This is a genomic window from Streptomyces sp. NPDC047981, assembly GCF_040653315.1.
Lineage (GTDB): Bacteria > Actinomycetota > Actinomycetes > Streptomycetales > Streptomycetaceae > Streptomyces.
This window is the reverse complement of sequence record NZ_JBEZNQ010000017.1, coordinates 45997-69991: the sequence shown is the minus strand read 5'-3', so window position 1 is coordinate 69991 and position 23995 is coordinate 45997. Positions and strand designations below refer to the sequence as shown.

The window sequence follows — 23995 nt, the reverse complement described above, 5'->3', positions numbered from 1 at the left end:
CAACCCCGGAGCGATGAAATTCGTTGTTTGGATGCTCGAATCTCACTGAATCCGAAGTTGGCGCGTGCTGGACCTGTCGAAAGCGTCAGGGAACCGACTACGCTTGGGGTGTCTCGGCAAATGGGACACCGCACGAGGACGTGCGACCGAACGTGACAGGAGGGGTGGCAAAGTGACCACCGAGCTGCGCCGGCTGCGTAACTACATCAACGGGGAGTTCCGGGACGCCACGGACGGACGGACCATCGATGTGGTCAACCCGGCCACGGGCGAGGTCTTCGCCACGTCTCCGCTCTCCGGCCAGGCGGACGTCGACGCCGCCATGGACGCGGCCGCGGCCGCCTTCCCGGCCTGGCGCGACACCACGCCGGCCGAGCGCCAGAAGGTCCTGCTGAAGATCGCGGACGCCTTCGAGGAGCGCGCCGAGGAGCTGATCGCCGCCGAGGTCGAGAACACCGGCAAGCCGATCGCCCTCACCGCGAGCGAAGAGATCCCCCCGATGGTGGACCAGATCCGCTTCTTCGCGGGTGCCGCCCGGATGCTCGAGGGCCGCTCGGCCGGCGAGTACATGGAGGGCATGACCTCCATCATCCGCCGCGAGCCCGTCGGTGTCTGCGCCCAGGTCGCGCCGTGGAACTACCCGATGATGATGGCCGTGTGGAAGTTCGCCCCGGCGCTCGCCGCGGGCAACACCGTGGTCCTGAAGCCCTCGGACACGACCCCCGCCTCGACCGTCCTGATGGCCGAGATCATCGGCGCGATCGTCCCCAAGGGCGTCTTCAACGTCATCTGCGGTGACCGCGAGACCGGCCGCGCCATGGTCGAGCACCCGACCCCGGCGATGGCCTCCATCACCGGCTCGGTCCGCGCGGGCATGCAGGTCGCCGAGTCGGCGGCCAAGGACGTCAAGCGCGTCCACCTGGAGCTGGGCGGCAAGGCCCCGGTCGTGGTCTTCGAGGACACCGACATCGCCAAGGCCGTCGAGGACATCTCCGTGGCGGGCTTCTTCAACGCCGGCCAGGACTGTACGGCCGCGACCCGTGTCCTCGTGCACGAGTCCATCCACGACGAGTTCGTCGCGCAGCTGGCCAAGGCCGCCACCGACACCAAGACCGGCCTGCCGGACGACGAGGACGTGCTCTTCGGCCCGCTGAACAACGCCAACCAGCTGAAGCAGGTCTCCGGCTTCATCGAGCGCCTCCCGGCCCACGCCAAGGTCGAGGCGGGCGGCCACCGCGTCGGCGACAAGGGCTACTTCTACGCCCCGACCGTCGTCTCCGGCCTCAAGCAGGACGACGAGATCATCCAGAACGAGGTCTTCGGCCCGGTCATCACGGTTCAGTCGTTCCGTGACGAGGAGCAGGCGCTGGAGTACGCCAACGGCGTCGAGTTCGCGCTCGCCTCCTCGGTCTGGACGAAGGACCATGCCCGCGCGATGCGCATGTCGAAGACCCTGGACTTCGGCTGCGTGTGGATCAACACCCACATCCCGCTGGTCGCCGAGATGCCCCACGGCGGCTTCAAGAAGTCCGGCTACGGCAAGGACCTCTCGGCCTACGGCTTCGACGACTACACGCGCATCAAGCACGTCATGACCTCGCTCGGCTAGGAGCCCTCGCTCCGCACGGAGCCTCGATCGCGGTGCCGTCGCCTCGGGCGACGGGACCGCGATCGTCGTGTCCGGGGCCCCGTCTAACCCCTCGGCCCCTCCGCCTCCACCGGCAGCCACAGCTCGGCGTCGGCCTCGGTGCCGTCCGCCGAGAGCCGGATGCGGGCGATCTCGGGCCCGGGGCGGCCGCGGTACGGGTTCGACGGGAACCACTGCGTGTAGATGTCCCGCCACAGCTCCTGGATGGCCTGCGGGGCCGGTCCCGAGGTGGTGAAGACGGCCCAGGTGCCGGCGGGGACGGCCAGCACGGACACGCCCTCCGGCGGCGCCGCGTCCGTGATCACCCCGTGGTAGTAGTCGAGTTCCGTGCCCTCGGCGCGGCTCGGGTCCAGGTCGTCGCAGACCGCGACGATGCCCTGCGGCTCCTGGTCCGACAGCGCCTCCAGGCGCTCCAGGGTCGGCTTGTCGAGACCCCGGACGAAGTCCATGATCGCCTGGTTCGGCCCCTGGTGCACCAGCGGCACCCGGGCCTTCGGGCCGACGACCGTGAACGCCGGCTTCTCCTTGATGCGGTGACGCATCGCACTGCTCCCTTCGACGACGAGTCGGAAGGCCATCCGGGGCTGCGAGCTGAGCGCGGCGCCGGTCCGCCGGGCCTCGCCGGGACCGACCCCGTGCATGGCGCGGAACGCCCGGGCGAACGCCTCGCCCGAGCCGTACCCGTACCGCACGGCGATCTCCAGGAGCGTCTCCCGCCCCGCGAGCACCTCCGCGCCCGCGAGGGTGAGCCGCCGGCGCCGTACGTACTCCGACAGCGGCATGCCCGCGAGTGCGGAGAACATCCGGCGCAGGTGGTACTCCGACGTGGCCGCGATCCGTGCCAGCTCCGCCACGTCGACGGGCCGGTCCAGGTGGAGCTCGATGTGCTCCATCGCCTGGTTGAGCCTCTCCAGCACGCCCGGTTCCTTCCTCTTGACGACCACCACGCTAGGGAGCACCCAGGGTGCCGGACCCGACATCCTGTGCCCGAAGGTGTCGGGTGATCGACAAGGTGTCGTGGGCGTGGTCCCTCCGGCGCACGGACCGTCCATTGCTCCGCCTTCGGCGCGGCCGGGATGCTGCTCGGATGAGAGCGACAGCGAGGAAGAACATGTCCCGGCGGTCCCTGCTGCGCGGGGTCGGGGGTGCCGGGGCCGTGGCGCTGCTCGCCGGCTGCGGGGTGCCGGCCGCCTACGTGGAGCCGGGGCGCCGGGCCGGCCGGGACCTGTCCGCGCGCGACCGCGTGCTCGACTTCGCCAACTGGCCGCTCTACATCGACACCGACGACGAGGACACCTCGAAGCGGCCCACCCTGGACGCGTTCGCGGAGCGATCAGGGATCTCCGTGCGGTACACCGAGGAGATCAACGACAACGACGAGTTCTTCGGCAAGATCAGCCCGGCGCTGATGAACCACCAGGAGACCGGCCGGGACCTCATCGTCATGAGCGACTGGATGGCCGCCCGGTTCGTCCGGCTCGGCTGGGTCCAGGAGATGGACCGCGCCGCGCAGCCGAACATCGGCCGGTACCTCGACCCGCAGCTGCGCTCGCCCGCCTTCGACGAGGGCCGGCTGCACACCGTGCCCTGGCAGTCCGGGATCACGGGCATCGCGTACAACCGCAAGAAGCTCGGCCGGGAGCTCCGTTCGGTGAAGCAGCTGTGGGACGCCGACCTGCGCGGCAAGGTCACCCTGCTCTCCGGGCTCGACGAGTCCTTCGCCCTGCTCATGCAGGGCAACGGGGTCGACGTGACGCGGTGGACCGCCGACGACTTCCACACGGTGTGCGAGCAGATCGAGGCGCTGGTCGCGAAGCGGCACATCCGCCGCTTCACCGGCAACGACTACATCAAGGACCTGTCGACGGGCGACGTGCTGGCCTGTCAGGCGTACTCGGGCGACGTCATCCAGCTCCAGGCCGACAACCCCGACATCGAGTTCGTCGTCCCCGAGGAGGGCGCCGAGCTGTGGGCCGAGTCGCTGATGATCCCCAACCTGGCGCAGCACAAGACGAACGCCGAGAAGCTGGTCGACTACTACTACGAGCCCGAGGTGGCCGCCGAGCTGGCCGCCTGGGTCAACTACGTCTGCCCGGTCCCGGCCGCCCGTGACGTCCTCGCCGACTCCGACGACGAGGAGCTGGCCGCCCTCGCCGAGGACCCGCTGATCTTCCCCGACGACGCGATGCGCGGGCGGCTCGCGATCGCCCGAGACACCACCGCGGAGGAGCGGACGGAGTTCGCGAAGAGGTGGAACGCGATCGTCGGGCTGTGAGCCGCGGAACCGCCCGACCCCATTTTTGAACACGTTCATGAGGGGCGTAGTCTGCTGTCATGAACGAGGCGAACGGGCCCGTGGCCCTTCTTCGGCGTATCCGTGTCTGGCTGGTCTTCTTCATCGTCTGCCTGGTGCTGAGCGGGCTGACCGCCTTCCCGCTCGTCACCGAACTCCACCTCCTCGAAGACGCGTTGACGTCCTGGGCCGCGCCCGTCGCGGAGCTGTTCCCCGGCCTCCTGGAGTGGATCGCGCGGGTGCGCGCCGGACTCGACGTCGCCGACGCGCAGTACCCGTTCCTGCTGTACGGCACCGACTGGCTCGCCTTCGCGCACCTCGTCATCGCCGTCGCCTTCTACGGGCCCTACCGCGACCCCGTCCGCAACATCTGGGTGATCGAGTTCGGGATGATCGCCTGCGCCGGGATCATCCCGCTCGCCCTGATCTGCGGGCCGATCCGCGACATCCCCTTCTGGTGGTCGGTCATCGACATGTCGTTCGGGGCCTTCGGGATCGTCCCGCTGCTCGTCGTACGGCGGATGATCAAGCGCCTCGAGGCGGCGCAGGCGCTCGGGACCGCGCAGGTGCCCGTGGGTGCCCCGGCCCCTCAGGCCGTCGGCGGCCCGTAGGCCGCGACCATCAGGGCCAGGGCGACGCTGTTCATGTCCTGGCCCTTCGCGTCCGTGGAGTTGACGCTGTACACCAGCGTGCGCTCGCCGCCGCGGGTCGAGGCGATCGCCGCGTTGTAGCCCCAGCGGCCACCGGTCTTCCCCCACACCTCCCGCCCGCCGAGCTTCTTCATCGAGAGCCCCACGGAGAACGCGGCGTCCTTGCCGCTCTTGAAGTCCGGCACCCGGGGCAGCGTGAACATCTCCTCAAGGAGTGGCCCGCGCACCACCCGGCCCTGGAACAGCGCCCGGGTGAAACGCTCCAGATCGGCCGTCGTGGAGATCAGGTCGCCCGCCGCCCAGCCGTCCGAGGCACCCCACACCGACACGTCCCGCAGCCCGGTCGTGCCGTCGTCGAGCCGCATCGACTGGTAGCCGTGGTTGTGCGGGCCCCTGATCCGCGGGTCGCTCCCGGGCAGGTACGTGCCGCGCAGCCCGAGCGGGGCCAGGACGCGCGCCCGGACCTGGTGCTCGTACGCATCGCCCGTCACCCGCTCGATCAGCAGCCCCGCGATCGTGTAGCCGATGTTGAGGTAGTGCTGCCGGGTCCCGGGGGCGAACTCCGGCTCCTTCGCCGTCGCCGAGCGGACCATCGCGCGCGGGTCGTGCACCTCGAAGCGGTTCGCGTACCACTCCTCGACCGTCGCACCGGCGAAGTCCGGTGCCGGGATCCCGTGCGTGTGGTTCAGCAGCTGGCGGACCGTCACCGTCCCGTACCGGGCCGGGATCAGCTCCGGCAGGTACGAGCGGGCCGTACGGTCCAGGTCGAGCCGCCCCTCGCCCGCCAGCTGGAGGGCGACCGCCGCCGTGAACACCTTGGTCACCGAACCGGCGCGGAAGCGGGCGTCCGGATCGGCCGGGCGCATCGACTCCAGGTCGTGCACGCCGGAGGTGCCCCGCCAGGTTCCCTCGCGCCCCCCGATCCGTACCAGCGCGGCCGTCGCGTCCTTCGAGGGAAGGCCGGCGATCGCCGCCTCCAGGGCGGGGTCCGAGGCGGCCGCGACGGCCGGGGCCTGGGCCGCGGTCGCGGGCAGGATCCCCGGGCCGGCCGCGACGCCCAGGACGAGGGTCGTGGCGAGCAGGGCGCGGGTGCGTGCGTTCATGGTCAACTCCGTGGGTGTGAGCCGTCGTTCCGTTACGACTCACACCCTGCCGACCTGCGGCGATCCACGGATCGCCGGAGCGGGGGATCTTCCCCCGCCCCGCTCATCCCCCGAGCGGGGGAGAGCCCGCCGTGACAAGACCGCTCTCGTACGCGCAGATGACGGCCTGGATCCGGTCCCGCAGCCCCAGCTTCGCCAGCACGTTGCCCACATGGGTCTTCACCGTGTGGTCGCTCACGACCAGCTCCGCCGCGATCTCCGCGTTCGAAAGCCCCCGCGCGAGGAGCAGCAACGTCTCGCGCTCGCGGGCCGTCAGCGCGTCGAGCCGCGGATCGGGCCGCCGGGGAGTCTCGCGTCGCGTCGGGCGGGTGTACTCCTCCACCAGGCGGCGCGCCACCGACGGGGCCAGCAGCGAGTCGCCCCGCGCCACCACCCGTACCGCGTGCACCAGATCGTCCCGGCGCACGTCCTTCAGGAGGAACCCGCTGGCGCCCGCGTGCAGCGCCTCGTAGACGTACGCGTCCGAGTCGAAGGTCGTCAGCATCACGGACCGGCACCCGGTCTCCGCGCTGATCGCCCGGCACGCCTCGATGCCGTCCAGCCGCGGCATCCGGATGTCGAGCAGCGCCACGTCGGGGGAGAGGCGGCGCACCGCCTCCACCGCCTCCGCGCCGTCACCGGCCTCCGCGACCACCTCGATGTCCGGCTGCACGTCGAGGATCATCGAGAAACCGCTCCGGACCAGCTCCTGGTCGTCGGCTACCACCACCCGGATCGTCACCGTGCCACCCCTTCCGTCGAAGACCCGACGGGAGGCACGGGGAGCTCCACCCGTACCTCGAAGCCCCGCCCGTCCGGACCGGGACCCGTCGCCGCCGTACCGCCGTGCGCCGCCGCCCGCTCGCGGATCCCGACGAGCCCGTGCCCCGCGCCCTCCGGGCGCCCGCCGCGCCTCGGGCCCCGCCCGTCGTCCGTCACCACGACCTCGAGGACGCCGTCCTCGTACGCCAGCCGTACGGCGGCCTTCCGCGCCCCCGCGTGCTTCACCACGTTCGTCAGCGCCTCCTGCACGATCCGGTGGACCGTCGCCCCCACGGCCGCCGGAAGGGCCCGGACCCCGCCGGCCGTCCGGTACGTCACGTCCAGGCCGCTCGCCCGCACCCGTTCCACGAGCGTGGGCAGCCCGCCGAGGTCCGGCTGCGGCTCCCGGGGCGGCGCCGCGCCGTCCGTGCCGTCCCGCAGCACCCCCAGCATCCGACGCAGCTGCTCCATCGCGTCCCGGCCCGTCGCCGAGATCGCGTCGAAGGCCGCCTCCGCCCGCTCCGGAGCCGCCCGCACCGCCACCGGGCCCGCCTCCGCCTGCACCACCATCAGGCTCACCGCGTGGGAGAGGATGTCGTGCATCTCCCGTGCGATCCGGGCCCGTTCGCGCGCCGCCGCCTGTTCGGCCTCGACGCGATGGGCCCGCTGCCGGGTGTCGGTGAGCCGGCCGAAGACGTACGCCGCGCCGAACACGAAGAGGGAGAAGGTCAGTTCGCGCGCCGAGCCGGTGTTGAGCCACACCGACACGGGCACCGCGACCGCCAGCAGCAGCACGGTCGCGCGCCGCTGCCAGGGCGGCGCGAGCGCGGCGATCGTGTGCACGATGACGAGCCCGGTGTACGGCAGCGGCTGCCCGGGCCCTTCGACGGCCAGCTCGTAGAGCGTGCTGGTCGCCAGGATCGCGAGCAGGACGGCCAGCGGCGCGCGCCGCCGCCAGACCAGCGGGAGCACGGTGAGGGTCGTCAGGCCGTACGCCGTCCAGGTCGCGGGCGGCAGCTCGGGCGCGCGCGGCACCACGAACGGCATCGTCATCGCGGCCTGCACGAGCAGCGCGAGCCCGACGTCCACGGCGAGCGGATGCGTGCCCGCGAACTCCCGGGCACGTCCACTCCAGTCGCTCAGCCGCCCCCGTATGCCCACTACGGTTTCCGGCCCACCGCGCCGAACTGCGCCACCTCGCTCGCCGGGGCGAACCGCCAGCTCGCGCACGAGACGATCCCCGGCTCCAGGACGTCGAGGCCGTCCAGGAAGGAGGCGAACTCGGCGCGGGTGCGGGCCGTGATCGGCGGGGTCGCGTTCTCGTTCCAGAACGCCATCGCCGCCACGTTCCCCTCGCCGCCCAGCTCCGGTTCGAGGGTCGGATGCGTCAGCACCAGATACGAACCGGAGGGGACGGCGGCCATCAGCGTCCGGACGATCTCCCGCGCCTCGGCGGTGTCGAGGACGAAGTTGAGGATGCCGAGCATCATCACCGCGACCGGCCGCGACAGGTCGAGCGTGCGGGTCGCCGCCTCCAGGATCCGCCGCGGGTCCCGCGCGTCCGCGTCGACGTACTCGGTGACGCCCTCCGGGGCGCTGGTCAGCAGCGCGCGGGCGTGGGTCAGCACGATCGGGTCGTTGTCGACGTAGACGATCCGCGCCTCGGGGGCGACGCGCTGGGCGACCTCGTGCGTGTTGTCGGCCGTCGGCAGGCCCGTACCGATGTCCAGGAACTGCCGCACGCCGGCCTCACCCGCCAGATGCGTCACCACGCGGCCGAGGAACGCCCGGTCCGCGCGCGCCACTTCACCGATGCTCGGGTAGAAACCGGTGACCTGGTCGCCGACCTCGCGGTCCACCGGGTAGTAGTCCTTGCCGCCCAACCAGTAGTTCCAGACACGGGCGTTGTGCGCGATGTCGGTCCGGATCCGGTCGTCCCCAGTCACCTCGGCGTACCCCTTCGCAGTTCGGCGGCGAGCGCGTCCACACGGTTGGTGGTGATCGAATCCACCCCGTGGGACAGGAGCTTACGCATGGTGCGCCGGGTGTCCGCGGTCCAGGCCGAGACGAGGTGGCCGTCCCGGTGCACCCGCTCCACGAGATCCCGACTGAGCACGCCGAAGCGGTAGTTGAGCCAGCGCGGCCGGACCGCGTCGAGCAGCGCGGCCCGCGGCGGGGCGAGCGAGTTCCAGGTCAGCGCGATCTCGGCGGACGGATCGGCGGCCCGTACCTGGAGCATCGCGACACCGCCCGCGCAGTAGTAGACGCGCTCGGCCGCCCCGCACTCGCGGACCGTGCCGACGATCCGGCGGACCGACTCCTCGTTCCCGCCGGGCAGATCGAGCATCAGCCGGTGCGGTCCGGCCGCGATCAGCGCCTCGCGGAGGGTGGGTACGCCGTCGTACGTCAGCTCCCGCACCTGCGCGAGGGTGAGCGCGGAGAGCGGCCGGTCGTGCCCCCACAGCCGCTTCAGCGTGTCGTCGTGGAGCAGGACGGGGACGCCGTCGCGGGTGAGCCGTACATCGATCTCGACGGCGTCCGCGCCGCCCTCGATCGCCGAGACGATCGAGGGGACGGTGTTCTCCCGGACGCGGTACGGGTCGCCGCGGTGGCCTACGACAGTGACAGAGTCCATGGGGCCATTGTCTCGGCTACCGGCCCGCCAGCCACTTCTCCGTGTAGGTGTCGATCTCGGCCGCGATACGGGCCTTGCCGGCCGGGTCGAGGAAGGAGGCCTCGACGGCGTTCTTCGCGAGGGCGGCGATGCCGCGCTCGTCGAGTTCCAGGAGGCGGGCGGCGACCGCGTACTCGTTGTTGAGGTCCGTGCCGAACATCGGCGGGTCGTCGCTGTTGATGGTCACCAGGACTCCGGCCGCCACCATCTCCTTGAGGGGGTGCCGGTCCAGGTCGGCGACCGCACGGGTGGCGATGTTGGACGTCGGGCAGACCTCCAGGGCGATCCGGTGCTCCGCCAGGTACGCGAGCAGCTCCGGGTCCTGTACGGAGCTGGTGCCGTGGCCGATGCGCTCGGCGCGCAGGTCCTTCAGGGCGTCCCAGACGGTTTCCGGCCCTGTCGTCTCGCCCGCGTGCGGGACGGAGCGCAGACCGGCCTCGATGGCCCGGTCGAAGTACGGCTTGAACTGGGGGCGCGGCACACCGATCTCCGGGCCGCCGAGCCCGAACGAGACCAGGCCCTCAGGACGCAGCTCGACCGCGAGCCGGGCGGTCTCCTCCGCGGCGTCCAGACCTGCCTCGCCGGGGATGTCGAAGCACCAGCGCAGGACGACGCCGAGCTCGTCCTCGGCTGCCTTGCGGGCGTCCTCGATCGCGGCCATGAAGGCGTGCGCGTCGATGCCCCGGCGGGTCGAGCTGTACGGGGTGATCGTCAGCTCGGCGTACCGGATGTTCTGCCGGGCCATGTCCCGGGCGACCTCGAAGGTCAGCAGCCGGACGTCCTCGGGGGTGCGGACGAGGTCCACGACCGAGAGGTAGACCTCGATGAAGTGGGCGAAGTCGGTGAAGGTGAAGTAGGCGGCGAGCGCCTCGGGGTCGGTGGGGACCTTGGAGTCCGGGTGCCGGGCGGCGAGTTCGGCGACGATCCGGGGGGAGGCGGAGCCGACGTGGTGGACGTGCAGCTCGGCCTTGGGCAGCCCCGCGATGAAGGTGTGAAGATCGGTCATCGGGTCATCGTAGGCCGGGCGGGACCCCGGCCCGGGGTAGGTCGTAGCATGGCGTGACCACGATGGGGGAGGCCCATGTCTGAGAACAGCGACCAGCCGAGGGGCGGGTACGACCCGGCGGACCCGTGGGCTCCGCCGAACCGCGACGGGGTGGAACTGAGCAAGCCGGCGACGCCCGCGCCCACGCCGCAGGACCGTCCGCCGGTGCACGACCAGCCCACGATGACGGCGATGCCGGCGGGCGAGGTACCGCCGCCGCCGGTGGCCCCCGGCGGGCCCGCGCCGACGGGCTCGTACGGCTACCCGACCGCGCCGCCGGTCACGCCCGTCGCGCCGACGCCGTCGTACGGCTACCCCGGCTACCCGGGCTACGGGACGGGCGGCGGCTACGGCCAGCCCGGCGGCTGGCAGCAGCAGCCGTCCAACGGCATGGGCACGGCGGCGATGGTGCTCGGCATCATCGCGGTGGCCGGTTTCTGTCTGTACGGGCTCGGCGTGATCCTCGGCATCCTGGCGCTGGTCTTCGGCGTCATCGCCCGCAAGAAGGTCACCCGGGGCGAGGCCACCAACGGCGGCATGGCGACGGCGGGCATCGTGCTCGGGTCGATAGGCATCGTGGTCAGCTCGGTCTTCCTGGGCTTCATCATCTGGGCCATCGCGCAGGGCGAGGAGTACGGCAACGACTCGGACGACCCGTTCGCGACGAGCCTGGTGATCGAGAACCGCTAGCCGTCACGGCGCAGGGCCCCGCACTCGACGAGTGAGGGGCCCTTTCGCTGTGTTCCGGGGCCCTTTCGCGCGGGCCGGGGCCCTGCCGAGGGACGCCGGGTCCGTCAGCCGCCGCGCAGCCGCTCCCTGGCCTCCATCAGCGCGAAGCCCAGCAGGTTCAGGCCGCGCCAGCGCTCCGGGTCCGACGCGCGGGGGTCGTCGGCGGCGAGCCCGATGCCCCACACACGGTCCAGCGGGCTCGCCTCCACCAGGACCCGGCCTCCCGTGCCGAGCAGGAACGCGCGCAGCGCCTCGTCCGAGCCGAACTTGTGGACGCTGCCCTCCACCACGATCCCGAAGCGCTCCCGCTCCCACACCGAATCGTCGAAGCCGCGCACCAGACGCCCGGCCTTCTTCGCCTCCGCGGGCGTACGGGACGACAGCGCGGCCCGCTCCGCCTCCGCGTCGCCGAAGAGCCGGGCCTTCGCCGCCATCATCCAGTGCTCGGCCGTCGCGTACCGCACGCCGTCGACTTCGAAGGGTGAGGGCCACCACTGGCTGAGACAGCTCGCCGAGAGCTGCCCGTCCGGCCTCGGCCGGTGGCCCCAGAAGGGCAGGAACTTGACCTTCTCACCCTGTCTGACCTGCTGCGTCAATGTCTCGATCTGCCCCATGCATGGCAGTCTGGCAGCCGCCACGGACATTCCGTATGGAGATTTTCCATGGTCCTCGACACATGGTCGACCGATTCCGTCGCGTAACCAAAAGGCAACAACGGAATCACTTGTTGGCCCGATATCCCTCTGTCAGGATCGGCACTCAATTCGAGCTGGAACAACGGAGAGCGTCATGGGCAACCGCTTCCAGGTGACGGACCGCTTCGCGGACGGCGCACAGTACATCGGCGGGCGACTGCGCCCCGGTACCTCGGGTGACGAGCACAGTGTCGTCGATCCGGCCACGGGGGAGAGCGTGTACACGTACACGCTCGCGTCCACCGCCGACGTGGACGACGCCGTCGCCGCCGCCACCGAGGCCTTCCCCGGGTGGGCGGGCGCGACCCCCGGCGAGCGCTCCGACGCGCTGCACCGCTTCGCCGGCGTCCTCGCCGAGCGCGCCGAGGACTTCGCCCGCGTCGAGTCCCTCCAGTGCGGCAAGCCCATCAAGCTGTCCACCGAGTTCGACGTCCCGGGCACCGTCGACAACACGGCCTTCTTCGCGGGCGCCGCCCGCCACCTCCAGGGCCAGTCCGCCGGCGAGTACAGCGGCGACCACACCTCCTACGTCCGCCGCGAACCGATCGGCGTCGTCGGCTCCATCGCCCCCTGGAACTACCCGCTCCAGATGGCCGCCTGGAAGATCCTCCCGGCCATCGCCGCCGGCAACACGATCGTCCTGAAGCCGGCCGAACTCACGCCGCTCACCTCCCTCCTGTTCGCCCAGGCCGCCACCGACGCCGGTATCCCCGACGGCGTCGTCAACGTCGTCAACGGCGCGGGGCGCGTCGCCGGCGAGCACCTCGTCGGCCACCCCGGCGTCGCCATGACCTCCTTCACCGGCTCCACCCCGGTCGGCAAGCGGGTCGCCGAGATCGCCACCTCCACCGTGAAGCGGCTCCACCTCGAACTCGGCGGCAAGGCCCCCTTCGTCGTCTTCGACGACGCCGACCTGGAGGCCGCCGCGCACGGTGCCGTCGCCGCCTCCCTCATCAACACCGGCCAGGACTGCACGGCCGCCACCCGTGCCTACGTCCAGCGCCCGCTCTTCGACGCCTTCGTCGCCCGCGTCGCCGAGCTGATGGAGTCCGTCCGCCTCGGCGACCCCTTCGACCCCTCCACCGACCTGGGCCCGCTCATCAGCCACGTCCAGCGCGACCGCGTCGCCGGCTTCGTCGACCGCGCCCGCGGCTACGCCACCGTCGTCACCGGCGGTGAGGCACCGGGCGGGGAGCTGGCGAAGGGCGCGTACTACCGGCCCACCCTGATCACCGGTGCCGCCCAGGACAGCGAGATCGTCCAGTCCGAGATCTTCGGGCCCGTGCTCGTCGCGCTGCCCTTCGACAGCGACGACGAGGGCCTCCGCCTCGCCAACGACACCCCTTACGGGCTTGCCGCCTCCGCCTGGACCCGAGACGTCTTCCGCGCCAACCGCGCCACCCGCGAGATCAAGGCGGGCTGCGTGTGGGTGAACGACCACATCCCGATCATCAGCGAGATGCCCCACGGCGGCTACAAGGCCTCCGGGTTCGGAAAGGACATGTCGGCGTATTCCTTCGAGGAGTACACGCAGGTCAAGCATGTGATGTACGAAAACACCGCGGTGGCCAGGAAGGACTGGCACCGCACGATCTTCGGAGACCGGTAGTCCTCCCCAACCCCCGGAAGGCACAGCGCATGGACCAGTACGAGCCCGACAGCCTCTCCGCCGCGCAACTGGCGGCGATGCGACGCAGTCTGACGAGCGGCCGGGGCGCCCTCACCCGCCGTTCGATGCTGCGCGCCGGAGGCGTCGGCGCGCTCACGATCGGCGGCCTCACCACGCTGAGCGCGTGTGGCATCCCGCCGGCCAAGCGCGAGGGCGAGGGCCCCGTGTCGAGCGACTTCTCGGCCAAGGAGAAGCAGCTCAGCTTCTCCAACTGGACCGAGTACATGGACGTCAGCGAGGACGAGAAGTCCCGCCCGACCCTGGAGGCGTTCACCAAGCGCACCGGGATCAAGGTCAAGTACACCGAGGACATCAACGACAACGTCGAGTTCTTCGGCAAGATCAAGCCGCAGCTCGCGGCCGGCCAGGACACCGGCCGCGACCTGATCTGCGTCACCGACTGGCTCGCCGCCCGCCTCATCCGGCTCGGCTGGGCGCAGAAGCTCGACCCGTCGAACCTCCCGAACGCGTACGCCAACCTCTCCGCGCAGTTCCGCCGCCCCGACTGGGACCCGGGCCGCGCCTACTCCTACCCGTGGACCGGCATCTCCACCGTCATCGCCTACAACACCAAGGCGACCGGCGGGAAGCGGATCGACTCCGTCACCCAGCTCCTCGACGACCCCGCCCTCAAGGGCCGGGTCGGCTTCCTCACGGAGATGCGCGACTCCGTCGGCATGACCCTGCTCGACATGGGCAAGGACCCCGGGGCGTTCACCGATGCCGACTACGACGCGGCGATAGGCCGGCTCCAGAAGGGCGTCGACAAGAAGCAGATCCGGCGCTTCACCGGCAACGACTACACCTCCGACCTGGACAAGGGCGACCTCGCCGCCTGCCTCGCCTGGGCCGGTGACGTCATCCAGCTCCAGGCCGACAACCCGGACATCCAGTACGCGATCCCCTCGGCCGGCTACATCACCTCCAGCGACAACCTGCTCGTCCCCGCCAAGGCCCGGCACAAGGCCAACGCCGAGAAGCTCATCGACTACTACTACGAGCTCCCGGTCGCCGCCCAGCTCGCCGCGTACATCAACTACGTCTGCCCGGTCGACGGGGTGAAGGACGAACTCGGCAAGATCGACCCCGAGCTCGCCTCCAACACGCTGATCCTCCCGGACAAGGCCATGGCCGCGAAGTCGCACGCCTTCCGCTCCCTGAGCAGCCAGGAGGAGACGGCGTACGAGGAGAAGTTCGCCAAGCTCATCGGCGCCTGAGACACCGCCGTCCCCCTCTTACTCACGAACGCTGGGATCGCAACCCATGACTGACAAGAACACCGGCGGCGACGTCCGTCTCACCGGCATCAGCAAGACGTACGGCTCCTTCACCGCCGTCCACCCGCTCGACCTGACCGTCCCGCAGGGCTCGTTCTTCGCACTCCTCGGCGCCTCCGGCTGCGGCAAGACGACCACCCTGCGGATGATCGCCGGCCTCGAGGACCCCAGCACCGGCTCGGTCTTCCTCGGCGACACGGACGTCACCGACCTCCCGCCCTACAAGCGGCCGGTCAACACCGTCTTCCAGTCCTACGCGCTCTTCCCGCACATGGACATCACCGAGAACATCGCCTTCGGCCTGCGCCGCCGGGGCATCAAATCGGTGAAGAAGCAGGTCGACGAGATGCTGGAGCTCGTCCAGCTCGGCGACAAGGCCCGGCACAAGCCGCACCAGCTCTCCGGCGGCCAGCAGCAGCGCGTCGCGGTCGCCCGCGCCCTCATCAACCACCCGCAGGTCCTGCTCCTCGACGAGCCGCTCGGCGCGCTCGACCTCAAGCTGCGCCGCCAGATGCAGCTGGAGCTCAAGCGGATACAGACCGAGGTCGGCATCACCTTCGTGCACGTCACCCACGACCAGGAGGAGGCCATGACCATGGCCGACCAGGTCGCGGTGATGAACGGTGGCCGGGTCGAGCAGCTCGGCGCCCCCGCCGACCTCTACGAGAACCCGCGCACCACCTTCGTCGCCAACTTCCTCGGCACCTCCAACCTCATCGAGGCCGAGGCCGTCGAGACCGGCGGCGCCGACCTGGTCGTGACGGCCGGCGGCGGCAAGCTCCGGCTGCCGGCCGACCGATGTTCCGCGAACGTCCGCACGGGGGGCAAGGTCCTCGTGGGCGTACGCCCCGAGAAGATCTCCCTCACCCACGCCGACGACGCGGCCTCGATCGCCGACGGCCGCAACAAGGTGACCGGCCGGATAGCCGACTCGTCCTTCATCGGCGTCTCCACGCAGTACGTGGTGAACAGCCCGGCGGGCGCGGAGCTCCAGGTCTACGAGCAGAACATCGAGCGCGACTCCCGCCTGGTCCCCGGCGCCCAGGTCGTCCTGCACTGGAACCCGGCGCACACCTTCGGCCTCGACGCCGACCAGGACATCGACGCGGGCGTGGAGACGGTGGAGGACGCCGGATGAGCACCTCCACCCTCACCAAGGAGGACGCGGCCCCGGTCGAGGAACCGGTGCTGCGCAAGCCCTCCACGCGCAAGCGGCTCGTCCCGTACTGGCTGCTGCTGCCCGGCATCATCTGGCTGCTCGTCTTCTTCGCGCTGCCGATGGTCTACCAGGCCTCGACCTCCGTGCAGACCGGCTCCCTGGAGAAGGGCTTCGAGGTCACCTGGCACTTCCAGACCTACTGGGAGGCCTTCCAGGAGTACTGGCCGCAGTTCGTCCGGTCCCTGCTCTACGCCGGCACCGCCACGCTCCTGTGCCTGCTGCTCGGCTACCCGCTGGCGTACCTGATCGCCTTCAAGGCCGGCCGCTGGCGCAACCTGGTGCTCGTCCTCGTGATCGCGCCGTTCTTCACCAGCTTCCTCATCCGGACCCTGGCCTGGAAGACGATCCTCGCGGACGACAGCCTGGTCGTCGACGTGCTGAACACGCTGCACGTCCTGGACGTGACCAGCTGGCTCGGCTGGACCGAGGGCGACCGCGTGCTCGCCACCCCGATGGCGGTGGTCTGCGGTCTCACGTACAACTTCCTGCCCTTCATGATCCTGCCGCTCTACACCTCCCTTGAGCGGATCGACGGCCGGCTGCACGAGGCCGCGCAGGACCTGTACGCCTCGCCCGCCACCACCTTCCGCAAGGTGACCTTCCCGCTGTCGATGCCCGGCGTCGTCTCCGGCACCCTCCTCACCTTCATCCCGGCGAGCGGCGACTACGTCAACGCGGAACTGCTCGGCTCGACCGACACCAAGATGGTCGGCAACGTCATCCAGTCGCAGTTCCTGCGCGTGCTCGACTACCCGACGGCCGCCGCGCTGTCCTTCATCCTCATGGCGATCGTGCTGCTCATGGTCACCGTCTACATCCGCCGCGCGGGAACGGAGGACCTGGTCTGATGCGTTGGATCCGTCGGAACCTTGTCGTCATCGCGGGCCTGCTGACGCTCGCGTACATGATCCTGCCGAACATCGTCGTGATGGTGTTCTCGTTCAACAAGCCGAACGGGCGGTTCAACTACGCCTGGCAGCGTTTCTCGCTGGACGCCTGGAAGGACCCCTGCGGCGTCGCCGACCTGTGCGGCTCGCTGACCCTGTCCCTGCAGATCGCGGCCTGGGCCACCCTCGGCGCCACGATCCTCGGCACGATGATCGCCTTCGCCCTGGTCCGCTACCGCTTCCGGGCGCGCGGCGCGATCAACTCGCTGATCTTCCTGCCGATGGCCATGCCCGAGGTCGTCATGGCCGCCTCCCTGCTCACGCTCTTCCTCAACATGGGCGCCGAGCTGGGCTTCTGGACGGTCCTGATCGCCCACATCATGTTCTGCCTGTCGTTCGTGGTGACCGCGGTCAAGGCGCGCGTGATGTCGATGGACCCGCGCCTGGAGGAGGCCGCACGCGACCTCTACGCGGGGCCGGTGCAGACCTTCGTCCGCGTGACGCTGCCGATCGCCGCCCCCGGCATCGCGGCCGGCGCGCTGCTCGCCTTCGCGCTCTCCTTCGACGACTTCATCATCACCAACTTCAACGCGGGCTCCACCGTCACCTTCCCCATGTTCGTCTGGGGCTCGGCACAGCGCGGTACGCCCGTCCAGATCAACGTCATCGGCACGGCGATGTTCGTCCTTGCTGTACTGGTGGTCGTAGCCGGACAGATCATCACCAACCGGCGCAAGAAAACAGCGACAAGCTGAGTACCCCGAGCAACACCTGAAGGAGTTGGAAACCATGGCCCCAGCCGCCATGCGTCTCGCTGCACAATCTCTCTCCGACGCCCAGCCCGTCCCCTTCTGGCTGGAAGACCCCGGCAAGCCCGGAGCCCTGCCCGCCCTCACCGGCACCGAGAAGTGCGATCTCCTCGTCGTCGGCGGCGGCTACAGCGGACTGTGGACCGCGCTCCTCGCCAAGGAGCGGGACCCCTCCCGGGATGTCGTGCTGATCGAAGGCCGCGAGGTGGGCTGGGCCGCCTCGGGCCGCAACGGAGGCTTCTGCGCCGCCTCCCTCACCCACGGCTTCGGCAACGGGCTCGCCCGCTGGCCGGGCGAGCTGCCGAAGCTGGAGGAACTCGGCGAGCGCAACCTCGACGCCATCGAGGCGGCGGTCGCCCGCTACGGCCTGGACTGCGACTTCGAGCGCACCGGCGAGATCGACGTCGCCACCGAGCCGTACCAGGTGGAGGAACTCCACGAGGTGTACGAGGAGATCGAGCGCCTCGGCCTCGCCGACGGCCTCGACCTCCTCGACGGCGACGCCGTCCGCGCGGAGGTCGACTCCCCGACCTTCCTCGGCGGCCTGTACGACCGGCGCGGCGTCGCCATGCTCAACCCGGCGAAGCTGGCCTGGGGCCTGAAGCGGGCCTGCCAGGACCTGGGCGTCCGGATCTACGAGAACACCCCGGGCCTCGACCTGACCTCCGTCGGCGCGGGCATGGGGGTGCGCACCCCGTACGGCAGGATCCTCGCCCGTCGGGTCGCCCTCGGCACCAACGTCTTCCCTTCGCTGGTCAAGCGGGTCCGGCACTACACCGTTCCGGTCTACGACTACGCCCTGACGACCGAGCCGCTCTCGGCCGAGCAGCTCGCCGCCATCGGCTGGAAGAACCGCCAGGGCCTCGGGGACAGCGCCAACCAGTTCCACTACTTCCGGATCACCGCCGACAACCGGATCCTGTGGGGCGGCTACGACGCGATCTACCGCTTCGGCGGCAAGGTCACCGCCGAGATGGACCACCGCCCGGAGACGTATCTGAAGCTCGCCGAGCACTTCTTCCGCTGCTTCCCGCAGCTGGAGGGGCTGCGCTTCAGCCACGCATGGGGCGGCGCGATCGACACCTGCTCGCGCTTCTCGGCCTTCTTCGGTACGGCGTACCAGGGCAGGGTCGCGTACGCGGCGGGCTTCACCGGCCTCGGCGTGGGCGCCACCCGCTTCGGCGGCGACGTGATGCTCGACCTGCTGGCCGGTGAGCGGACCGAGCGCACCGAACTGGAGATGGTCCGCTCCAAGCCGCTGCCGTTCCCGCCGGAGCCCATCGCCTGGGCGGGCATCGGCATCACCAAGTGGTCGCTCGCGCGCGCCGACGAGAACGGCGGCCGGCGCAACCTGTGGCTGAAGGCCATGGACCGCGTGGGCCTCGGCTTCGACAGCTAGACGCGCGGCTCGGAGCTGCCCCCGCCCGCCGGCGGGGGCAGCTGGCCCTCGCCCTCGGTGTCGATGTGCGGCAGGATCCGGTCCAGCCAGCGCGGGGTCCACCAGGCCGACTTGCCGAGCAGCGTCATCACGGCGGGCACGAGGAGCAGCCGCGCGACCGTCGCGTCGATGAGCACGCTCGCCGCCAGACCGAGGCCCATCATCTTGATGACGATGTTGTCGTTGAGGATGAAGGCCGCGAAGACGCTCACCATGATGAGCGCCGCGCAGGTGATGACCCGGGCCGTGATCTCCAGGGCGTGGGCCACGCTCGCCTTCGCGTCGCCGGTGCGCAGCCACGCCTCGTGGACCCGGGACAGCAGGAAGATCTCGTAGTCCATGGAGAGGCCGAAGACGATGGCGAACATCATCATCGGCACATAGCTCTCGATCGGCACGTCGCCGGAGACCCCGAGGGCCGGACCGCCCCAGCCCCACTGGAAGACGGCGACGACCACGCCGTACGAGGCGGCGATCGAGAGCAGGTTGAGCAGCGCCGCCTTGAGGGCGACGAGCGGGCCGCGGAAGACGACCAGGATGACGAGGAACGCCAGGGCCACGACCACCGCGATGATCAGCGGCAGCCGGCTGGAGACGATGTCGAGGAAGTCGACCTGGGCGGCGGTCGTGCCGGTGACGTACGTCTGCGCGGTGGTGCCGCTGACCGCCTGTGGGAGCACGTCGTCGGACAGGTGGTTGGTCAGGGACGTGGTCTTCTCGTCCTGCGGGGCGGCGACCGAGTAGGCCGTGGCGAGCAGGACGTCACCGTCCGAGGTCGGCGTGAGCGGGGTGATCAGGAGCGCGTCGGGCACGCCGGTGAGCGCCTTCTGCGCCTGGCTCGCGAGCGAGGAGCGGTCCGCCTCGGGGACCGTGGTCTGGTCGATGACCAGCGTCAGCGGCCCGTTGGAGCCGGGCCCGAAGGCCGCGGACATCAGGTCGTAGGCACGCCGGTCGGTGAAGGACTTCGGGTCCGCGCCGTCGCCGATGTGCCCGAGCTGGATGGAGAACAGCGGGATGGCGAGCACGGCAAGGATGACGACGCCCGAGGTCAGGAACCACCAGGGGCGGCGCTCCACGCGCAGGGCGTAGCGGTGCCAGGTGCCGTGCGCCTCGCCGGCCGTCTCGTCGGCCTCGGCCACCGGGGTGCCCAGGTGGTACCGGTCGATGCGGCGCCCGATGAGCCCGAGCATGGCCGGTACGAGGGTGAGGGCGCCGATGACGGCGGTGACCACCGTGGAGGTCGCGGCCAGGCCGAGCAGCCCGATGAAGCTCAGTCCGGAGACCCACAGCCCGCAGAGGGCGATGATGACGGTGCAGCCCGAGACGAGGACGGCGCGGCCGCTGGTCGCCGTGGCGAGCCCGGCGGCGGTGACAGGATCCTGACCGTTCATCAGGAGCTGCCGGTGCCGGGTGATCAGGAAGAGGGCGTAGTCGATGCCGACGCCGATGCCGATCATCGTGGCCAGGGTGGGGGAGACCGTCGCGAAGGTCCACACGGAGGCGAGGAGACCGAGCGCCGAGAGTCCGCAGAGGGCCGCCACGAGGGCGGTGACCAGGGGGAGAACGGCGGCGATCAGGCTGCCGAAGCCGATGACCAGGACGACGATCGCGACACCGAAGCCGATCGCCTCGCTCACCCGGTCGTCCGCCTCGGGCCGGGCCAGCTCGCCCAGCGAACCGCCGTACTCGACCTCGACCCCGGCGTCGCGCAGGGGCTGTACGGCGCTGTCGACACCGGTCAGGTAGGAGTCGCCGAGCGTGCTGGGCTGCACGCTGAAGCGGATCGTGATGTACCCGGTCTTCCCGTCGGTGGACAGCGGCCCGACGTTGGGCGTGCCCGGGGGCGGGGTGGGCGGCTGGCTGCCGGGCGCCGGCAGCGGGCTCGTGGCGTTGAGGACGTCCGGGAGCTTCTTCAGCGCGTCCACGGTGGACGAGATCTGGTCGCTCACCTCGGTGAGCGGCTTGGCGCCGTCGTACAGCACCACCTGGGCGCTGTAGCCGCCGGCGGCGGGCTCGTGCTCCCGGAGCACGTCGAGCCCCTCCTGGGACTGGGTGCCGGGCAGCGAGTAGTTGTCGGAGTACTCGCCGCCGAACGCGTTGTTCAGCCCGATGAGGGCGCCCAGCGCCACGAGCCAGGCGACGAGCACGACGACGAAGTGCCGGGCGGACCATTCGCCCATCCGTCGCAGCAGTCCCTTGCCCGGCGGGGTGGGGTTCGACATGGGTACTCCCGGGGCGAGTGCGGCACGCGTGCGGACGGCGGAGGGCCATACGAACACGCGGCGGCGGGCGGGACCGGGAGGCCGCCGACCCGGCCGACCGCTCTCCACCCGAACGGGCGCGCGCCGGAGGAGGTGTGACGGTGCGTCCGGGTGAGTGCCGGACAGGGGTGTCGCGGTGCGTCCGGGTGAGGGACGAGAGGGGCGCGGCCGGGGCGGTGCACGCCCCCGGCGCACCCCACTCGCTCCCTCTGTGACCCAGATCACTACCCACTCGTGACGCGAACCCGCGTAATGATCGTCCAGGACCCCGCTCTCTGCGTGTGGACACCGTGTCCGCACAGGGAAGGGAGGCCGTAGGCCATGACGGGTTCGGGGGCGGCCAAGACCGCGGTGGAGTGGCTGGCGTCGGTGGCACCGGATCCCGACGCCTGCCGGTGGGAGTGGGAGCGCAACCCGCTCGGGATCGCGCTGCTGCCGGCCGGCAGGCGGTGGGACGTGCTGATCCTGCCGGGGGAGCTCGGCTGTCCCACGCTCGATGTGCTGACCCGGCTGGTGGACCGGCCGGGCCCGGTCCTCGCCGACTTCGGGGAGGAGCGGATGGGCTTCTTCGTGCCGCCGGGCACGGCCTCCCGCTGGCTCGGCACGGGCGTGCGCAGCGCCGGACGCGGCACCTGGATCGTCGTCCCGTACCCCGGGCGGACGACCGGCGGGGTGCGCTGGCTGGTGACTCCGGACGGCAGCGGCACCCTCAACGACACGGCGCTCCTGGAGCTGGCGATGCACGAGGCGGCGGGCGGGCTCGCGCGCGGGGAGGGCGGGCGGAGGTCCTGACCGGTCGGGCGGAGGTCTGATCCAACGGCCGGGCGGAGGTCCTGACCGACTGGACAGGTCCTGGGCGGACGGACAGAGGTCTTGACCGCTTGATTGGTCTGGACCATGCTGTGGCGCGCTCGCTCCACCTCGATTCCCCCACCCCCGGAGGCAGTTGTGGACCGCACCACTTCCCGAGGCGCCGGACGCGCCAGACGTACCAGGCGCACCAGGCCCCTCGTCCTCGCCCTGGCCGGAGTGCTCGCCGCCGGCGGGCTCGTCGCCCTCACCCCCGCGGCCCAGGCCGCCGACTCCGAGCTGGCCCGCAACGGCGGCTTCGAATCCGGCCTGGACGGCTGGAGTTGTACGGCGGGCAGCGGAGCCGTCGTCTCCTCTCCCGTGCACGGCGGTACGAAGGCCCTGCAGGCGACCCCGGTCGGCAACGACCAGGCCCGGTGCTCCCAGACCGTCACCGTGAAGCCGAACTCCGCCTACACGCTCAGCGGTTGGGTGCGCGGCAGCTACGTCTACCTCGGCGCGTCCGGCACGGGCACCACCGACGTCTCCACCTGGACCCAGTCCGCACCCGACTGGCAGAAGCTCAACACGACCTTCACCACCGGCGCCTCGACCACCTCCGTGACGATCTACACCCACGGCTGGTACGGCACCGGGGCCTACCACGCGGACGACGTCTCCCTCTTCGGCCCCGGCGGCGACCCCGTCCAGATACCGGCCGTCCCCACCGGCCTCACGGCGGGCTCCCCGACCTCCACCTCCGTACCGCTGTCCTGGCCCGCGGTCTCCGGAGCCACCTCCTACAAGGTCTACCGGGGCGGCGCCCTCGCGGGGACGGCCTCCGGCACCTCGTACACCGCGACCGGCCTGACGCCCTCGACCTCGTACAGCTTCCAGGTCTCGGCCGTGAACAGCGCGGGCGAGTCGGCGAAGTCCGCGGCGGTCTCGGCGACCACGACGTCCGGCGGCGGCGGGAACCCGGGCCTGCCCGCCCACGCCCTCGTCGGCTACCTCCACGCCAGCTTCGCCAACGGCTCCGGCTACACCCGGATGGCCGACGTCCCCGACTCCTGGGACGTCATCAACCTCGCCTTCGGCGAGCCCACCTCGGTGACCTCGGGTGACATCCGCTTCTCCCTCTGCCCGGCCACCGAGTGCCCGAACGTCGAGTCGGTCGCCGACTTCAAGGCGGCCATCAAGGCCAAGCAGGCCGCGGGCAAGAAGGTCCTGATCTCCATCGGCGGCCAGAACGGCCAGGTCCAGCTCTCCACCACGGCCGCGCGCGACGCCTTCGTCACCTCCGTCTCGAAGATCATCGACGAGTACGGCCTCGACGGCCTGGACATCGACTTCGAGGGCCACTCCCTGTCGCTCCAGACCGGCGACACCGACTTCCGCAGCCCGACCAGCCCGGTGATCGTCAACCTGATCTCGGCGATCAAGTCCCTGAAGGCCAAGTACGGCGCCGACTTCGTCCTGACGATGGCCCCGGAGACCTTCTTCGTCCAGCTCGGCTACCAGTTCTACGGCTCCGGCCAGTGGGGCGGCCAGGACCCGCGCGCCGGCGCGTACCTCCCGGTCATCCACGCCCTGCGCGACGACCTCACCCTGCTCCACGTCCAGGACTACAACTCGGGCCCGATCATGGGCCTCGACAACCAGTACCACTCCATGGGCGGCGCGGACTTCCACATCGCCATGACCGACATGCTCCTCACCGGCTTCCCGGTCGCCGGCAACACCGCCCGCGTCTTCCCGGCGCTACGGCCCGACCAGGTCGCCATCGGCCTCCCGGCCTCGCCCAACGCGGGCAACGGCCACACCACCCCGGCCGAGGTCAACAAGGCCCTCGACTGCCTCACGAAGAAGACGAACTGCGGCACCTACCAGACCCACGGCACCTGGCCCGCCCTGCGCGGCCTGATGACGTGGTCGATCAACTGGGACCGCTTCAACGGCGGCGAGTTCAGCCGCAACTTCGACGCCTACAACTGGAGCTGAGCCCGCG

Annotated in this window: 21 protein-coding genes; 12 read left to right on the top strand and 9 right to left on the bottom strand. The window is 70.8% G+C overall.

Annotated elements, in window-relative coordinates:
- Positions 1-172: 172 nt before the first annotated feature.
- A complete protein-coding gene (locus tag AB0E14_RS13055) occupies positions 173-1609 on the top strand; it encodes a gamma-aminobutyraldehyde dehydrogenase (protein ID WP_362415666.1) in 1437 nt (478 codons plus the stop codon).
- 83 nt (positions 1610-1692) lie between these two features.
- On the opposite strand, the gene AB0E14_RS13050 is transcribed toward AB0E14_RS13055, so the two are convergent.
- Positions 1693-2565: an AraC family transcriptional regulator gene (locus AB0E14_RS13050; RefSeq protein ID WP_362415664.1), complete on the bottom strand. Its 873-nt coding sequence runs from the start codon at positions 2563-2565 to the stop codon at positions 1693-1695.
- A gap of 194 nt (positions 2566-2759) precedes the next feature.
- On the opposite strand from AB0E14_RS13050, the gene AB0E14_RS13045 reads away from it, so the two are divergent.
- Together AB0E14_RS13045 and AB0E14_RS13040 are read left to right on the top strand one after the other, a co-directional pair.
- Complete coding sequence (locus AB0E14_RS13045; RefSeq protein WP_362415744.1) at positions 2760-3923, top strand: extracellular solute-binding protein; 1164 nt, start codon at positions 2760-2762, stop codon at positions 3921-3923.
- Between the two features lie 59 nt (positions 3924-3982).
- On the top strand, positions 3983-4552 hold the full coding sequence (locus AB0E14_RS13040; protein WP_362415662.1) for a hypothetical protein: 570 nt from the start codon (positions 3983-3985) through the stop codon (positions 4550-4552).
- Here the strand turns inward: AB0E14_RS13040 and AB0E14_RS13035 are convergent.
- The 6 genes from AB0E14_RS13035 to AB0E14_RS13010 all read right to left on the bottom strand — a co-directional run bounded on the left by AB0E14_RS13035 (position 4531) and on the right by AB0E14_RS13010 (position 10175).
- Complete coding sequence (locus AB0E14_RS13035; RefSeq protein ID WP_362415660.1) at positions 4531-5694, bottom strand: serine hydrolase domain-containing protein; 1164 nt, start codon at positions 5692-5694, stop codon at positions 4531-4533. The genes AB0E14_RS13040 and AB0E14_RS13035 overlap by 22 nt on opposite strands.
- 103 nt (positions 5695-5797) lie before the next feature.
- A complete protein-coding gene (locus tag AB0E14_RS13030) occupies positions 5798-6475 on the bottom strand; it encodes a response regulator transcription factor (RefSeq protein WP_362415658.1) in 678 nt (225 codons plus the stop codon).
- On the bottom strand, positions 6472-7656 hold the full coding sequence (locus AB0E14_RS13025) for a histidine kinase (RefSeq protein ID WP_362415656.1): 1185 nt from the start codon (positions 7654-7656) through the stop codon (positions 6472-6474). The genes AB0E14_RS13030 and AB0E14_RS13025 overlap by 4 nt, the downstream gene beginning before the upstream one ends.
- Entirely contained in the window at positions 7656-8441 is a 786-nt protein-coding gene (locus AB0E14_RS13020; RefSeq protein ID WP_362415654.1) for an SAM-dependent methyltransferase, read from the bottom strand. The genes AB0E14_RS13025 and AB0E14_RS13020 overlap by 1 nt, the downstream gene beginning before the upstream one ends.
- On the bottom strand, positions 8438-9130 hold the full coding sequence (locus tag AB0E14_RS13015) for a glycerophosphodiester phosphodiesterase (protein ID WP_362415652.1): 693 nt from the start codon (positions 9128-9130) through the stop codon (positions 8438-8440). Before AB0E14_RS13015 ends, AB0E14_RS13020 begins: the two co-directional genes overlap by 4 nt.
- A gap of 16 nt (positions 9131-9146) precedes the next feature.
- Positions 9147-10175, bottom strand: a complete 1029-nt coding sequence (locus AB0E14_RS13010; protein ID WP_362415650.1) for an adenosine deaminase — start codon at positions 10173-10175, stop codon at positions 9147-9149.
- Between the two features lie 75 nt (positions 10176-10250).
- Here AB0E14_RS13010 and AB0E14_RS13005 point away from each other — a divergent pair, with 75 nt between their 5' ends.
- A complete protein-coding gene (locus AB0E14_RS13005; protein WP_362415648.1) occupies positions 10251-10904 on the top strand; it encodes a DUF4190 domain-containing protein in 654 nt (217 codons plus the stop codon).
- Positions 10905-11008: 104 nt separating this feature from the next.
- Here the strand turns inward: AB0E14_RS13005 and AB0E14_RS13000 are convergent, their stop codons facing one another.
- Positions 11009-11557: an NADAR family protein gene (locus tag AB0E14_RS13000; protein WP_362415646.1), complete on the bottom strand. Its 549-nt coding sequence runs from the start codon at positions 11555-11557 to the stop codon at positions 11009-11011.
- A gap of 175 nt (positions 11558-11732) precedes the next feature.
- Between AB0E14_RS13000 and AB0E14_RS12995 the strand changes: the two genes are divergently transcribed.
- The 6 genes from AB0E14_RS12995 to AB0E14_RS12970 are packed head-to-tail and all read left to right on the top strand — an operon-like array spanning position 11733 to position 18898.
- The gene (locus AB0E14_RS12995; RefSeq protein ID WP_362415644.1) at positions 11733-13247 is read left to right on the top strand and encodes a gamma-aminobutyraldehyde dehydrogenase; all 1515 of its coding nucleotides are present in this window, start codon (positions 11733-11735) and stop codon (positions 13245-13247) included.
- Between the two features lie 29 nt (positions 13248-13276).
- The gene (locus AB0E14_RS12990; RefSeq protein ID WP_362415642.1) at positions 13277-14524 is read left to right on the top strand and encodes a spermidine/putrescine ABC transporter substrate-binding protein; all 1248 of its coding nucleotides are present in this window, start codon (positions 13277-13279) and stop codon (positions 14522-14524) included.
- A gap of 46 nt (positions 14525-14570) precedes the next feature.
- Complete coding sequence (locus AB0E14_RS12985; protein ID WP_362415640.1) at positions 14571-15722, top strand: ABC transporter ATP-binding protein; 1152 nt, start codon at positions 14571-14573, stop codon at positions 15720-15722.
- Positions 15719-16651 (top strand): ABC transporter permease, encoded by a 933-nt coding sequence (locus AB0E14_RS12980; protein WP_362415638.1) that lies wholly within the window; start codon positions 15719-15721, stop codon positions 16649-16651. Before AB0E14_RS12985 ends, AB0E14_RS12980 begins: the two co-directional genes overlap by 4 nt.
- Entirely contained in the window at positions 16651-17445 is a 795-nt protein-coding gene (locus AB0E14_RS12975; RefSeq protein WP_362415636.1) for an ABC transporter permease, read from the top strand. Before AB0E14_RS12980 ends, AB0E14_RS12975 begins: the two co-directional genes overlap by 1 nt.
- A 34-nt stretch (positions 17446-17479) precedes the next feature.
- Positions 17480-18898, top strand: a complete 1419-nt coding sequence (locus AB0E14_RS12970) for an FAD-binding oxidoreductase (RefSeq protein WP_362415634.1) — start codon at positions 17480-17482, stop codon at positions 18896-18898.
- Here AB0E14_RS12970 and AB0E14_RS12965 read toward each other — a convergent pair.
- The gene (locus AB0E14_RS12965; RefSeq protein WP_362415632.1) at positions 18895-21159 is read right to left on the bottom strand and encodes an MMPL family transporter; all 2265 of its coding nucleotides are present in this window, start codon (positions 21157-21159) and stop codon (positions 18895-18897) included. The genes AB0E14_RS12970 and AB0E14_RS12965 overlap by 4 nt on opposite strands.
- A 360-nt stretch (positions 21160-21519) precedes the next feature.
- Here AB0E14_RS12965 and AB0E14_RS12960 point away from each other — a divergent pair, with 360 nt between their 5' ends.
- Both AB0E14_RS12960 and AB0E14_RS12955 read left to right on the top strand, forming a co-directional pair.
- Positions 21520-21990 (top strand): hypothetical protein, encoded by a 471-nt coding sequence (locus AB0E14_RS12960; protein ID WP_362415630.1) that lies wholly within the window; start codon positions 21520-21522, stop codon positions 21988-21990.
- 228 nt (positions 21991-22218) lie between these two features.
- A complete protein-coding gene (locus AB0E14_RS12955) occupies positions 22219-23988 on the top strand; it encodes a glycoside hydrolase family 18 protein (protein WP_362415742.1) in 1770 nt (589 codons plus the stop codon).
- Positions 23989-23995 lie beyond the last annotated feature (7 nt).

What these genes read in the sequence shown, in the direction of transcription:
- AB0E14_RS13000 (WP_362415646.1), bottom strand. Translation starts at nt 11,557, where the DNA reads ATGGGGCAGATCGAGACATTGACGCAGCAGGTCAGACAGGGTGAGAAG.
- AB0E14_RS13005 (WP_362415648.1), top strand. Translation starts at nt 10,251, where the DNA reads ATGTCTGAGAACAGCGACCAGCCGAGGGGCGGGTACGACCCGGCGGAC.
- AB0E14_RS12970 (WP_362415634.1), top strand. Translation starts at nt 17,480, where the DNA reads ATGGCCCCAGCCGCCATGCGTCTCGCTGCACAATCTCTCTCCGACGCC.
- AB0E14_RS12995 (WP_362415644.1), top strand. Translation starts at nt 11,733, where the DNA reads ATGGGCAACCGCTTCCAGGTGACGGACCGCTTCGCGGACGGCGCACAG.
- AB0E14_RS12975 (WP_362415636.1), top strand. Translation starts at nt 16,651, where the DNA reads ATGCGTTGGATCCGTCGGAACCTTGTCGTCATCGCGGGCCTGCTGACG.
- AB0E14_RS13015 (WP_362415652.1), bottom strand. Translation starts at nt 9,130, where the DNA reads ATGGACTCTGTCACTGTCGTAGGCCACCGCGGCGACCCGTACCGCGTC.
- AB0E14_RS13010 (WP_362415650.1), bottom strand. Translation starts at nt 10,175, where the DNA reads ATGACCGATCTTCACACCTTCATCGCGGGGCTGCCCAAGGCCGAGCTG.
- AB0E14_RS12980 (WP_362415638.1), top strand. Translation starts at nt 15,719, where the DNA reads ATGAGCACCTCCACCCTCACCAAGGAGGACGCGGCCCCGGTCGAGGAA.
- AB0E14_RS13040 (WP_362415662.1), top strand. Translation starts at nt 3,983, where the DNA reads ATGAACGAGGCGAACGGGCCCGTGGCCCTTCTTCGGCGTATCCGTGTC.
- AB0E14_RS12985 (WP_362415640.1), top strand. Translation starts at nt 14,571, where the DNA reads ATGACTGACAAGAACACCGGCGGCGACGTCCGTCTCACCGGCATCAGC.
- AB0E14_RS12990 (WP_362415642.1), top strand. Translation starts at nt 13,277, where the DNA reads ATGGACCAGTACGAGCCCGACAGCCTCTCCGCCGCGCAACTGGCGGCG.
- AB0E14_RS12965 (WP_362415632.1), bottom strand. Translation starts at nt 21,159, where the DNA reads ATGTCGAACCCCACCCCGCCGGGCAAGGGACTGCTGCGACGGATGGGC.
- AB0E14_RS13045 (WP_362415744.1), top strand. Translation starts at nt 2,760, where the DNA reads ATGTCCCGGCGGTCCCTGCTGCGCGGGGTCGGGGGTGCCGGGGCCGTG.
- AB0E14_RS12960 (WP_362415630.1), top strand. Translation starts at nt 21,520, where the DNA reads ATGACGGGTTCGGGGGCGGCCAAGACCGCGGTGGAGTGGCTGGCGTCG.
- AB0E14_RS13035 (WP_362415660.1), bottom strand. Translation starts at nt 5,694, where the DNA reads ATGAACGCACGCACCCGCGCCCTGCTCGCCACGACCCTCGTCCTGGGC.